This is a genomic window from Mycolicibacterium vaccae NBRC 14118 = CIP 105934 (assembly GCF_001552715.1).
Taxonomy (GTDB): Bacteria; Actinomycetota; Actinomycetes; order Mycobacteriales; family Mycobacteriaceae; genus Mycobacterium; species Mycobacterium vaccae.
In genome coordinates, this window is record NZ_BCRS01000036.1 from 1 (window position 1) to 12,639 (window position 12,639).

The 12,639-nt window shown below is 69.8% G+C and carries 10 protein-coding genes; 7 read left to right on the forward strand and 3 right to left on the reverse strand.

The genetic code is table 11. The features are described from left to right. Positions 1-1,065: AAA family ATPase (locus MVA01S_RS09575; RefSeq protein ID WP_159426306.1), on the forward strand; the 1,065-nt coding region annotated here is incomplete at its 5' end. 7 nt (positions 1,066-1,072) lie between these two features. Here the strand turns inward: MVA01S_RS09575 and fni are convergent. Continuing rightward, complete coding sequence (gene fni, locus MVA01S_RS09580) at positions 1,073-2,101, reverse strand: type 2 isopentenyl-diphosphate Delta-isomerase (protein ID WP_003928641.1); 1,029 nt, start codon at positions 2,099-2,101, stop codon at positions 1,073-1,075. Between the two features lie 28 nt (positions 2,102-2,129). Between fni and ftsY the strand changes: the two genes are divergently transcribed. The 6 genes from ftsY (at position 2,130) to MVA01S_RS09610 (ending at position 10,736) form a co-directional block, all read left to right on the forward strand. Beyond that, positions 2,130-3,524: a signal recognition particle-docking protein FtsY gene (gene ftsY / locus MVA01S_RS09585; RefSeq protein ID WP_003928640.1), complete on the forward strand. Its 1,395-nt coding sequence runs from the start codon at positions 2,130-2,132 to the stop codon at positions 3,522-3,524. Positions 3,525-3,742: 218 nt separating this feature from the next. Continuing rightward, on the forward strand, positions 3,743-5,095 hold the full coding sequence (locus tag MVA01S_RS09590; RefSeq protein ID WP_003928639.1) for an ammonium transporter: 1,353 nt from the start codon (positions 3,743-3,745) through the stop codon (positions 5,093-5,095). A 33-nt stretch (positions 5,096-5,128) separates the two neighbouring features. After that, a complete protein-coding gene (locus MVA01S_RS09595; protein ID WP_003928638.1) occupies positions 5,129-5,467 on the forward strand; it encodes a P-II family nitrogen regulator in 339 nt (112 codons plus the stop codon). A gap of 79 nt (positions 5,468-5,546) precedes the next feature. Continuing rightward, complete coding sequence (locus tag MVA01S_RS09600; protein WP_003928637.1) at positions 5,547-8,027, forward strand: [protein-PII] uridylyltransferase; 2,481 nt, start codon at positions 5,547-5,549, stop codon at positions 8,025-8,027. A 51-nt stretch (positions 8,028-8,078) separates the two neighbouring features. After that, a complete protein-coding gene (gene ffh, locus MVA01S_RS09605) occupies positions 8,079-9,659 on the forward strand; it encodes a signal recognition particle protein (RefSeq protein ID WP_003928636.1) in 1,581 nt (526 codons plus the stop codon). 3 nt (positions 9,660-9,662) lie between these two features. After that, a complete protein-coding gene (locus tag MVA01S_RS09610) occupies positions 9,663-10,736 on the forward strand; it encodes a metal-dependent hydrolase family protein (RefSeq protein WP_003928635.1) in 1,074 nt (357 codons plus the stop codon). A gap of 71 nt (positions 10,737-10,807) precedes the next feature. Here the strand turns inward: MVA01S_RS09610 and MVA01S_RS09615 are convergent, their stop codons facing one another. After that, the gene (locus tag MVA01S_RS09615) at positions 10,808-11,602 is read right to left on the reverse strand and encodes a D-alanyl-D-alanine carboxypeptidase (protein ID WP_390176130.1); all 795 of its coding nucleotides are present in this window, start codon (positions 11,600-11,602) and stop codon (positions 10,808-10,810) included. A 116-nt stretch (positions 11,603-11,718) separates the two neighbouring features. Beyond that, positions 11,719-12,603 (reverse strand): D-alanyl-D-alanine carboxypeptidase family protein, encoded by an 885-nt coding sequence (locus MVA01S_RS09620; RefSeq protein WP_060941583.1) that lies wholly within the window; start codon positions 12,601-12,603, stop codon positions 11,719-11,721. Positions 12,604-12,639: the final 36 nt, after the last annotated feature.

A 12,639-nucleotide genomic window follows, 5' to 3' on the forward strand; every position in this document is an offset into this window, starting at 1 on the left:
GCCGCCGTCGCGGAGTCCGGCCGGCTGGTCGCCCAGCGGCTGAGCCAGGCGGTGGCGGTGGCGTCGCAGGTGCGCGACGAGGTCGCCGCCGAGCGGCAGGTCCGGGCGGGCGCCCTGACCAAGGCCCGCGAAGAGGTCAACGAACTGACCGCGCGGATCGCCGCGCTCACCGACGCCCTGCACCGCGACGAGGTCGCCAAGGCCCAGGCCGCGCTGCGCATCGAGCAGCTCGAGCAGCAGGTGCTCGAACAGTTCGGGATTGCGGTGGCGGATCTGGTCGCCGAGTACGGTCCCGATGTCGCGCTGCCGCCCACCGAACTGGAGATGGCCGAGTACGAGCAGGCCCGGGAGCGCGGTGAGCAGGTGGTCGCGCCCGCACCGATGCCCTACGACCGGTCCACCCAGGAGCGCCGGGCCAAGCGCGCGGAGAAGGAGCTGCGGGAGCTGGGCCGGGTCAATCCCCTTGCGCTGGAGGAGTTCGCGGCCCTGGAGGAGCGCTACAACTTCCTGTCCACCCAGCTCGAGGACGTCAAGGCCGCCCGCAAGGACCTGCTGGACGTGATCGCCGACGTGGACTCGCGGATTCTGCAGGTCTTCACCGAGGCCTACATGGACGTCGAGCGGGAGTTCACCCAGGTGTTCTCCACGCTGTTCCCCGGTGGCGAGGGCCGGCTGCTGCTGACCAACCCGTCCGACATGCTGACCACGGGCATCGAGGTCGAGGCCCGGCCGCCGGGCAAGAAGATCAAACGTCTGTCGCTGCTGTCGGGCGGCGAGAAGTCGCTGACCGCGGTCGCGATGCTGGTGGCCATCTTCCGGGCCAGACCGTCGCCGTTCTACGTGATGGACGAGGTGGAGGCCGCGCTCGACGACGTCAACCTGCGCCGGCTGATCAGCCTGTTCGAGCAGCTGCGGGAACGTTCGCAGCTGATCGTGATCACCCACCAGAAGCCCACGATGGAGGTCGCCGACGCCCTCTACGGCGTGACGATGCGCGGGGACGGCATCACCACGGTGATCTCGCAGCGGATGCGCGGCCAGGAACTGGTCACCAGCCCGACCTGAGTGCGCCTCAGGTGAGCTCGGTCACGCCGAGCCCGCGCAGCGCGGCCACGTCGGACGCCCCGCTGCCGTGCAGGCAGACGAGCAGCTCCTCGAGGAAACGCTGCAGCCAATCGACCACGGCATCAACGGATTCCACGGCAGGGGCGAGCAGCGGTCGGGCGATGGCCACCACCTGGGCGCCCATCGCGAGCGCCTTGGCTGCGTCCATCCCGGTGCGGATGCCGCCCGAGGCGACCAGCGGCATGTCGGGCAGAAGCCGCCGCACCCCGGTCAGTGCCTCGGCGGTCGGGATGCCCCACTCGGCCAGCGCCGGGTAGCGCACCTCCCCGTAGCGGACGAACTGCTCGATGCGCGCCCAGGACGTGCCGCCGGCGCCTGCGACGTCGACGGCGGCCACCGGGCAGTCCACCAGTTGCGCGGCGGCGGCCGCGCCGATGCCGTGCCCGACCTCCTTGAGCATCACGGGGTAGCCGATCTCACCGGCCACGTCGCACAACCTCGCGATCGAGCCGGAGAAATCGGTGTCGCCGTTGTGCTGCATCGCTTCCTGCAGCGGATTGGTGTGCACGGCAAGGCCGTTGGCGCCCACCCGGTCCAGCGCCGCGGCCAGCCCCGGCGTCATCGAGGTCTGCAGCTGCGCGAGCCCGATGTTGCCGATCAGCAGCACGTCGGGCGCGACGCCGCGAACGTCGAAGCTGGCCGCCGCGTCGGCGTCGTCGATCATCACCCGCTGCGATCCCAGCATCATTCCGATGCCCAGTTGCTGCGCGGCGGCGGCCAGGTTGCGATTGATGATCCCCGACAGCGCCGCGCCGCCGGTCATCGCGCCGATCAGCACCGGGGCGCGCAGACGGCAGCCGAGGAACTCGGTGCTCAGATCGACGCTGTCGAGGTCGGTCTGGGTCAGCGCGTTGTAGGGCAGCCGGAAACGCTCCAGACCGGTGGTCACCGTCTGGTAGTCGACGGCTTCGGTCAGGCACACGTCGATGTGCCGGCGTTTGCGGTGCTGCAGGGCGGACCCGGGGTCAGACGTCACGGGTCAGGTCCCCTGCCACAATGGGGCGGTGAGTGAAGGTCTCTGGATCGCCATCGCGGTCATCGCCGTCCTGCTGCTGGTCGCACTCGTGGTGGGCCTGGTGCGGTACCGCCGCCGCCGGATCACGTTGTCGGCTCCCGACACTGCCACTCCCGTCGATCGTTCCGGCGGCTATACCGCCTCGTCAGGCATCACGTTCGCCCAGTCGGCACCGGTGCAGGCCCCACCGAAGGCGCCTGAACGCATAGACACCAGCGGTCTACCCGCCGTCGGCGATGATGCCACCATTCCCCGCGACGCACCCAAGCGTCCCATCGCCGACGTCAGGCTGCCCGAGCCGCCCGTACTGCCGCCCGAACCCGTCGTCGAACCCGTCGAACCTCCCGCTCCCGTCAAGGAGCCCGAGCCCGTCCTGGAGCCGGAGCCGGTCGAAGCCCCGGCCCCGGAGGTCCCAGAGGTCGCCGAGGTCCCGGAGCCCCAGGCCCCGCAGATCGAGGAGATCGCGCCCGCCGAAGGCCGGCTGGACCGGTTGCGCGGCCGGCTCTCGAAGTCGCAGAACGCGCTGGGCCGCAGCATGCTGGGGCTGCTGGGCGGCGGCGATCTGGACGAGGACTCGTGGGAGGAGGTCGAGGACACCCTGCTGATCGCCGACCTCGGCCCGGTCGTCACCGAGTCCGTGGTGGCGTCACTGCGCGAGAAGATGGCCAGCAGCGGGGTGCGCACCGAGGCCGACGCGCGGGCGGTGCTGCGTGAGGTGCTGATCGCCGAGCTGCGCCCTGACCTGGACCGCTCGATCAAGGCCCTGCCGCACGCCGACAAGCCGTCGGTGTTGCTGGTGGTGGGCGTCAACGGCACCGGCAAGACGACGACCGTCGGCAAGCTGGCGCGGGTGCTGGTGGCCGACGGCCGCCGCGTCGTGCTCGGCGCGGCGGACACCTTCCGGGCCGCCGCAGCCGACCAGCTGCAGTCCTGGGCGTCGCGGGTGGGCGCGCAGGTGGTGCGCGGCCCCGAGGGCGCCGACCCGGCGTCGGTGGCCTTCGACGCGGTCGACACCGGTATCGCCGCGGGCGCCGACGTCGTGGTGATCGACACGGCGGGCCGGCTGCACACCAAGACCGGCCTGATGGACGAGTTGGGCAAGGTCAAACGCGTGGTGGGCAAGCGCGCCGCCGTCGACGAGGTGCTGCTCGTGCTGGATGCGACCATCGGCCAGAACAGCCTGCCGCAGGCGCGGGTGTTCGCCGAAGTGGTCGACATCACCGGGGTGGTGCTGACCAAACTGGACGGGACGGCCAAGGGCGGCATCGTGTTCCGCGTGCAGCAGGAACTCGGGGTCCCGGTCAAGCTGGTGGGGCTCGGCGAGGGGCCCGACGATCTGGCCCCGTTCGAGCCCGCGGCGTTCGTCGACGCGTTGCTCGGCTGAGCGCCGACCGGCCAGCGAATTCCTCGGGACAGCCGCTGATTTTTGCTGTTCGGCCCTGGTGAAACACGAGCGTAACGACATCGGCGCGTCCGTTCACGTGGGCGAAACACAACAGAATCACCGGTGAAACGCTTGCCAAAGAGTCTCTTCGGGAGGCCGATCGTGGTCGGCCGTCAACCCAAGGAGGTTCACTCAAAGTGGCATTCGGCTTACACGACGTGGTCTTGGCCCTGCCAGACGACCAATTCGCGCCATTCGGGGAAGGGGGCCTGAGCGCCGGCGACACCGCGTGGGTGCTCACGGCAGCCGCACTGGTGTTGTTCATGACTCCGGGCCTGGCGTTCTTCTACGGTGGTCTGTCCCGGCAGAAGTCCGTCCTGAACATGATGATGATGTCCTTCGGCTCCATCGGTGTCGTCAGCGTCATCTACGTGCTGTGGGGTTACTCGATGTCGTTCGCCTCGGCGCACACCGGCGAGAGCGACTTCTTCGGCGTCTTCGACAACCCGTTCTCGCTGTTCGGGCTCAGCCAGCTCACCGAGGTACGCGAAGTGGACGGCATCAGCACCTACGTGCTGGGCGGTTTCGGCACCGTGCCCGCCATCGTCTGGGTCGGCTTCCAGCTCACCTTCGCGGTGATCACCGTGGCGCTGATCAGTGGTGCGGTGGCCGAGCGCATGAAGTTCGGCACCTGGCTGGTGTTCGGCGGCATCTGGGTGACCCTGGTGTACTTCCCTCTGGCACACATGGTTTGGGGTGGCGGCCTGCTCTCCGGTTCGGAGGACAGCCTTGCGGCCAAGCTGTTCGGTCTGGATGACGAGGGCGCGGCCAACGTGTCGCCGATCGACTTCGCCGGTGGCACCGTGGTGCACATCAACGCCGGTGTGGCAGCGCTGGTGCTGGCGATCCTGCTCGGTAAGCGGTCCGGCTTCGGCCGCACGCCCTACCGTCCGCACAACATCCCGTTCGTCATGCTGGGTGCTGCGATCCTGTGGTTCGGTTGGTTCGGCTTCAACGTGGGCTCCGAAGGCGCCGCTGACATGCTCGCCGGTGCCGTGTGGGTGAACACCACCGCCGCCACCGCGGCCGCGATGCTGGCGTGGTTGCTGGTGGAGCGCATCCGCGACGGCCACGCAACCAGTGTGGGCGCCGCGTCGGGCATCGTCGCGGGCCTCGTGGCGATCACCCCGGCATGCGGATCGCTCAGCGCGATCGGCTCGCTGATCCTCGGGGCCGTCGCCGGCACGCTGTCCGCACTGGCGATCGCACTGAAGTACAAGTTCGGTTACGACGATTCACTCGACGTCGTCGGCGTGCACCTCGTCGCCGGCCTGTGGGGCACCATCGGCATCGGCTTCCTGGCCACCGAGACCGGTCTCTTCTACGGCGGCGGCGTTCAGCAGCTCGTGGTGCAGATCGTCATCGCACTCGTTGCCGTAGTCTTCACCGCAATCATGACCGCCATCATCGCGTTCATCGTCAAGCCTCTGGGCTGGCGGGTGTCCAAGGAGGACGAAGACACTGGTATCGATGAAACCGAACATGCCGAAACGGCTTACGAGCTCGCCTGACCGGCGACAATTTCATCGGAAGGGATCAACTACATGAAGCTGATAACCGCGATCGTCAAGCCGTTCACGCTGGAAGATGTCAAGACCGGTCTGGAGCAGACAGGCATTCTCGGCATGACCGTCAGCGAGGTTCAGGGCTACGGCCGGCAGAAGGGCCACACCGAGGTCTACCGCGGTGCGGAGTACTCGGTCGATTTCGTCCCGAAGGTGCGGGTGGAGGTCGTCGTCGACGACGCCGCCGTCGACAAGGTGGTGGACGTGATCGTCCAGGCCGCCCGCACCGGCAAGATCGGCGACGGCAAGGTCTGGGTCAGTCCGGTCGAGGCGGTGGTGCGGGTACGCACCGGTGAACGCGGGGCGGATGCCCTTTGATCCGCATGGAATGAGAGGTCGTCTCCCGGCGGTTTGGTCGTGTGAGTAGTTCAATCGTCATATGCCGGGAGGGCAACCCATGAAAGAGCAGAAGTCGCAATCCGCCGCCGGCGCTCCCCGATGGGAGCGTCCGGCGGCGGTTTCTTCGCGCCCTGCAACAGATCTCGTCGCGGCCGCCGAGCAGCTGCTCTCCGGCGGCCGCCAGCTCGATTCCGCTGCGTTGCGCGACGCGCTGCTCGACCTGTACGACTTCTGGCTCACCACAAAGGCAGCCGAGATCGGCATCACCGCCACCAGCGGGTTCGCGATCGTCGCGACCGGTGGTCTGGGACGCGGCGAGATCCTGCCGTACTCGGATCTGGACCTGATGCTGTTGCACGACAACATGCCCGCCGCTGACGTCGCCGAGGTGGCGGACCTGTTGTGGTATCCGTTGTGGGACGCCAACATCCGTCTGGATCACAGCGTGCGCACCGTGCCGGAGGCTCTGCGGGTGGCCGGTGAGGACATCTCCGCGGGGCTGGCCATGCTCGAGGCGCGGCACATCGCCGGCGACGCCGACCTGTCGGCACTGCTGATCGGTGGAGCCCGCAGGCAGTGGCGCACCGGTATCGCGTCCCGGTTCGACGAACTCGTCGAGCACACCAGGGCGCGCTGGCAGCGCAGCGGCCAGATCGCCCACCGGGCCGAACCTGATCTCAAGTGCGGCAGGGGCGGATTGCGCGACGTGCAGCTGCTCAACGCGCTGGCGATCGCGCAGCTGGCCGACGTCTATCCCAGCCGTTCGCTGGCATCGCCGACGGAAACCCTTGGCGAAGCGCATCTTTCGTTGCTCAATGTGCGCACCGAACTGCACCGGGTGGCCGGTCGGGGCCGCGAACTGCTGCTGGCCCAGCACGCCGACGAGATCGGTTCCTCGCTGCGTATCGGAGACCGGTTCGACCTGGCGCGCGCACTCTCCGACGCCGCCCGCACGGTCAGCTACTACGTGGACGCCGGCATCCGCACCGCGGGCAACGCGCTGCCGCGGCGCGGACTGGCCGTGCTGCGGCGTCCGGTGCGGCGCCCGCTCGACGAGGGTGTGATCGAGTTCAACGGCGAGGTGATCCTGGCGCGCGACGCCCGCCCAGAACGCGACCCCGGCCTGATCCTGCGGGTCGCCGCCGCGTCCGCCACCACCGGGCTGCCGATGGCGGCCTCCACGCTGAGCCGTCTGGTCGAGGCCGCACCGGAACTGCGCACCCCGTGGCCGAGGCAGGCGCTCAAGGATCTGCTGGTGATGCTGGCGGCGGGCCCGTCGGCGGTGGCCACGATCGAGGCCCTCGACCGGACCGGACTGTGGGGCCGGCTGTTTCCCGAGTGGGGCGCGGTGCGCGACCTGCCCCCGCGCGACGTCGTGCACATCTGGACCGTCGACCGGCATCTGGTCGAGACCGTCTCCCGCGCAAGCGCTTTCACCACGCGGGTGTCGCGTCCTGATCTGCTGGTGCTGGGTGCGCTGGTCCACGACATCGGCAAGGGCCGGGGCGGGGACCACAGCGTCATCGGCGCCGAACTGGCCAACCAGATCGGCAGCAGGCTGGGGTTGTGGCCGTCGGACATCAAGATCCTGTCGATGGTGGTGCGTCACCATCTGCTGCTGCCGCACACCGCCACCCGGCGCGACCTCCAGGATCCCGTCACGATCTCCGCCGTCGTGGACGCACTCGAAGGCGACCTCGTCGTGCTGGAGCTGCTGCAGGTCCTCGCCGAGGCCGACTCGCTGGCGACCGGCCCCGGCGTCTGGGGTGACTGGAAGGCCTCGCTGATCGGCGAGCTGGTGCGCCGGTGCCGGCTTGTGATGGCCGGTGAACCGCTTCCGCAGCCGGACCCGATCGACCCCCGGTTCGTCGAGCTGTCCCGCGACGCCGGGGTGCACGTCGAGCTGACGCCGGGGGACACCCCGCACATCTTCAACGTCACGATGATCGCGCCGGACGGCCGCGGGGTGCTCTCCAAGGCGGCCGCGGTGCTCGCGCTGAACTCGCTGCGCGTGCACTCGGCGTCGGTGAACGGGCACGACGGCGCGGCCATCAACACCTTCGTGGTGTCCCCGCACTTCGGCACCCCGCCGGCGGCCGAGCTGCTGCGCCAGCAGCTGATCCTGGCCATCGACGGCGACCTCGACGTGATGGGCGCGCTGGACAAGAAGGAGGCCGAGGCCACGGCCACCGCCAGGGCAGGCGAGGTCCGCGCCGCCGTCCCGGTGCACGCACCGGCCGCGCCGCCCCGGGTGCTGTGGCATGACGGCGCCGGTGCCGGCCAGATGGTCGTCGAGGTCAGGGCCACCGACCGCACCGGCCTGCTGGCGGCGCTCACCGGTGTCTTCGAACGCGCCGGGGTGGACATCGCGTGGGCCAAGGTCACCACGCTGGGGTCCTCGGTGGTCGACGCGTTCGGGATCGTGCTCCCCGTGGCGCTCGCGGCCGATGAAGCCGCGGCGCGGCAGAACCTGGAACGGCAGCTGTTCGCCGTGCTGCCCGCCCCGCCGGCCAAGCACACCGAGGTGGAAGCCAGCTAGTGACCAGCAGCGCCCCGAACCCTCCGCGTCGCTCGCGATAGGCTTGGCCACGTGTTTGAATCCCTGTCCGACCGGTTGACCGGAGCCCTCTCGGGCCTGCGCGGCAAAGGTCGGCTCACCGACGCCGACATCGATGCCACCGCGCGCGAGATCCGACTGGCACTGCTTGAGGCCGACGTCTCGCTGCCCGTCGTGCGAGCGTTCATCTCCCGCATCAAGGAACGCGCCAAGGGCGCGGAGGTCTCGGCGGCGCTGAACCCCGCCCAGCAGGTCGTCAAGATCGTCAACGAGGAACTCATCGGGATCCTCGGCGGCGAGACGCGCCAGCTGGCCTTCGCCAGGAACCCACCGACGGTCATCATGCTGGCCGGTCTGCAGGGTTCGGGTAAGACCACGCTGGCCGGCAAGCTGGCCCGGTGGCTCAAGGCCCAGGGTCACACGCCGCTGCTGGTGGCCTGCGACCTGCAGCGTCCCGGCGCGGTCAACCAGCTGCAGATCGTCGGTGAGCGCGCCGGGGTGAGCGTGTTCGCGCCGCATCCGGGCGTGTCCCCGGGCGGCACCACCATCGAGCAGATGAGCACCAACGATCCGGTGGCCGTGGCCGCCGCGGGCCTGGCCGAGGCCAAGGCCAAGCTCTACGACGTGGTGATCGTCGACACCGCGGGCCGGCTGGGCATCGACGAGGAGCTGATGGCACAGGCCGCGGCCATCCGCGACGCCGTCAACCCCGATGAGACGCTGTTCGTCCTCGACGCGATGATCGGCCAGGACGCCGTCGCCACCGCCGACGCGTTCCGCGAAGGCGTGGGCTTCACCGGCGTCGTGCTGACCAAGCTCGACGGCGACGCCCGCGGCGGCGCCGCGCTGTCGGTCCGTGAGGTCACCGGCGTGCCGATCCTGTTCGCGTCGACCGGCGAGAAACTCGAAGACTTCGACGTCTTCCACCCCGACCGGATGGCCAGCCGCATCCTCGGCATGGGCGACGTCCTGTCGTTGATCGAACAGGCCGAGCAGCACTTCGACGCCGAGCAGGCCGAGGCCACCGCCGCCAAGATCGGCAGCGGCGAACTCACCCTCGAGGACTTCCTCGAGCAGATGCTGGCGATCCGCAAGATGGGGCCCATCGGCAACCTGCTCGGGATGCTGCCGGGCGCGGGCCAGATGAAGGACGCGCTGGCCGCCGTCGACGACAGCCAGCTCGACCGGGTCCAGGCCATCATCCGCGGGATGACCCCGCAGGAGCGGGCCGATCCCAAGATCATCAACGCGTCGCGCCGGCTGCGGATCGCCAACGGCTCCGGGGTCACGGTGGCCGAGGTCAACCAGCTCGTGGACCGCTTCTTCGACGCGCGCAAGATGATGTCGCAGATGGCCGGCCAGATGGGCATGCCGTTCGGCCGCAAGAACACCACCCGCAAGGCCGCCAAGGGCAAGAACAAGCAGGCGGGCAAGAAGGGCCGCAAGGGACCGACCCCGCCGAAGAACCGCAATCCGCTCGGCGCCGGGATGCCCGGAATGCCGGGCATGCCCGCGGGCTTCCCGGATCTGTCGAACATGCCCAAGGGGCTCGACGAGCTGCCGCCGGGGCTGGCCGACATCGACCTGTCGAAGCTGAAGTTCCCGAAGAACTAGCGGATGGGTACGCCGCTGCACGTGCGGGGCCGCGGTCTGCCCGACGGCGAGCCCGTCGAATGGTGGATCGCCGAGGGCGTGCTCAGCGCGGAACCGGTGGCGGGCGCCGAAACGGTCTTTGACGGCGGCTGGATCCTGCCGGGGCTGGTCGACGCGCATTGTCACGTCGGCCTGGGCGCTCACGGACCGGTCGAGTTGGATGAGGCGGCAGCGCAGGCCGAAACGGAGCGCGACGCCGGTGCGTTGCTGCTGCGCGACGCCGGTTCGCCGACCGACACCCGCAGCTTCGACGACCGCGCCGACCTGCCGCGCATCATTCGGGCGGGCCGCCACCTGGCCCGGCCGAAGCGGTACACGCGCGGCTTCGCCGCCGAGCTCGACGATCCGTGGGAGCTGCCCGACGCCGTCGCCGAACAGGCCCGGTGGGGCGACGGCTGGGTCAAGCTGGTGGGGGACTGGATCGACCGGGACACCGGGGATCTGGCGCCGCTGTGGTCCGACGACGTTCTGGTCGCAGCCATCGATGCCGCGCACGCCAACGGCGCACGGGTCACCGCGCACGTTTTCAGCGAGGACGCGCTGCCCGGTCTGATCACGGCAGGCATCGACTGCATCGAGCACGGCACCGGCCTGACCGAGGACACGATCGACCTGATGGTCGAGCACGGCACGGCACTGGTGCCGACCCTGATCAACATCGAGAACTTCCCCGGCATCGCCGAGGGTGCGCACCGCTACCCGGCCTACCAGAAGCACATGCGTGCGCTGTACGAAACCTGTTCGGCCCGAATCGGTGCCGCTCACGAGGCGGGCGTGCCCATCTTTGCGGGCACCGACGCGGGCAGCGCGGTGGCCCACGGCCGCATCGCGGAGGAGGTCGATGCGCTCAAGGGCATCGGCATGTCGCCGACCGACGCGCTGGGCGCGGCGTGCTGGAACGCCCGGGAGTGGCTACGCCGACCGGGTCTGTCCCACGGCGCACCCGCGGATCTGGTGTGCCACACCGAGGATCCGCGTTCGGGCGCCGCAGTGCTGTCCGATCCGGCGCTGGTGATCCTTCGCGGGGTCGTCTACTAGTTGGGTGCCGGCATGGCGGTTTTCGGGGCCGATCTCCGCCACCTCGTCACCCAAGCTGTCCCAACGGGGACCTAGGGTCGGCTGAACCCGTAGTCCAGCAGCCGGATCGCCTGGCCGTAGAGATCGCCGGTGCCGTACATCTGCACCACGACCAGCCGCCGGTTGCCGCGCTGCGCGGCCCCGACGTAGGTCTTGCGGGCCAGATTGGTGAAACCGGTCTTGCCGCCGAGGTTTCCGGGATACCGGGTGAGCAACTCGTTCTGGTTGTGCAGGGTCTTGCCGGGGAACGGCGCCGACGGTGACCGCATGATCTGGGCGATCAGCGGGTATTTCAGCGCCGCCCGCATGATCACCGCCAGATCGTGTGGCGTGGTGACCGATTCCCACCCCGGGCCGTCGAGCCCGGACGGCGAGGACGCCCTGGTGCCGCGCGCGCCGACCAGCGCGGCCTTGCGGTTCATCGCCGCGACGGCGACCCGCTGCCCACCGAGCATGTCGGCGAGCATGTTCGCCGCGTCGTTGCCCGACACCATCAGGATCGCCGAGACCAGTTGCGCGGTGGTGTAGGCCTGCCCGGGCTTGAGCCCGGCGCAGGAACATTCGACACGGGTGTGGGATTCGTTGGCGCGCGCGAAGTTGTCCGGCCGAAGGTGGTCGAGCACCGTCATCGCCAGCAGCACCTTGATCGTGCTGGCCGGGGCGTAGGCGCCGTAGGGGTCCTTGCTGGCCAGCACGTGGCCGGTGTCGAGGTCGGCCACCAGCCAGGCCTTGGCGGGCCCGTCCGGAAGTGGTTGGGCCGCAGCGGGTTCGGCCGCGGGCTGCGCTGCGCTCGGCGGCGCGACCGACAGCGAGGCGACGGGCAGCATCGCGCTGAGGGCGAGCGCCAGCCCCGCGAGTCGTCTTCGCACGTGGCGACGCTATCCGCGTCAGGACTCGGTCAGCGCGCGATCAGGTCTCCATCGGGTATCGGAGCGTTTGAAACTCAGAGTCGGCTGACGCCGGCGTGCGGGCCCAGCGCGAAACCCCAGTCGAGCAACGCGCCGGCCTGGTCCCAGTAGGTCGGGCCGCCCTCGGCGACCAGGCCGTACATCAGCGCGACCACCAGATGTCTGCCGCCGCGGTGGGCGCCGCCGACGTAGGTCTTGCGGGCCAGGTCGGTGTATCCGGTCTTGCCGCCGAACGCGCCCGGGTAGCGGTGCAGCAGTTCGTTCTGGTTGACCAGCACCACGTCGCCGCTCTTGGCCGGGAACACCGCGGTGGGTTGGGCGGTGATCTGCGCGAAGATCGGGTTGGCCATCGCGGCGCGGAAGATGGCGGCCAGGTCGTGCGGGGTGGACCGGATGTCGATCCCGGGCCCGTCGATACCCGAGGGGGAGCCCGCGCTCGTGCCGTGGGCGCCGAGCATCGCGGCCTTGGCGTTCATCTTCTGCACCGCCACGTCGCGCCCGCCGAGCATCGTGGCCAGGGTGTTGGCGGCGTCGTTGCCCGACACCAGCAGCAGCCCCTCGAGCAGTTGGCGGGTGGTGTAGGTCCGGCCCGCAGCCACGCCGGCACAGTTGCACTCCACCCGGGTGTCGGCGTCGTTGGCCACGATCGTCGCGTCGAGCGGGAGTTCGTCGAGGACCACGGTGGCCAGCAGCACCTTGATGGTGCTGGCCGGGGCGTGCGCCTCGTGCTCACCGCGCGCGGCCAGCACTTCGCCGGTGTCCATGTCGGAAACGATCCAGGCCTGGGCGGGACCGTCGGGGATGGGGGTCGAACCGGCGGGCTGCACCACCCCGGTCACGGGTATGGCCGCGGCGGGCGCCGCCGGGACGGCGGCCAGCAGACACAGCACGGCACCGAGGCAGCGCAGGAGCCTGGTCATGACGGCTGAGCCTAAACCGCGGCGGCCGAATTCGCC

Excerpts from the sequence above, each read along its gene's own strand:
- MVA01S_RS09595 (WP_003928638.1), top strand. The coding sequence starts at position 5,129 with ATGAAGCTGATAACCGCGATCGTCAAGCCGTTCACGCTGGAAGATGTC.
- MVA01S_RS09600 (WP_003928637.1), top strand. The coding sequence starts at position 5,547 with ATGAAAGAGCAGAAGTCGCAATCCGCCGCCGGCGCTCCCCGATGGGAG.
- MVA01S_RS09610 (WP_003928635.1), top strand. The coding sequence starts at position 9,663 with ATGGGTACGCCGCTGCACGTGCGGGGCCGCGGTCTGCCCGACGGCGAG.
- MVA01S_RS09615 (WP_390176130.1), bottom strand. The coding sequence starts at position 11,602 with ATGCTGCCCGTCGCCTCGCTGTCGGTCGCGCCGCCGAGCGCAGCGCAG.
- MVA01S_RS09620 (WP_060941583.1), bottom strand. The coding sequence starts at position 12,603 with ATGACCAGGCTCCTGCGCTGCCTCGGTGCCGTGCTGTGTCTGCTGGCC.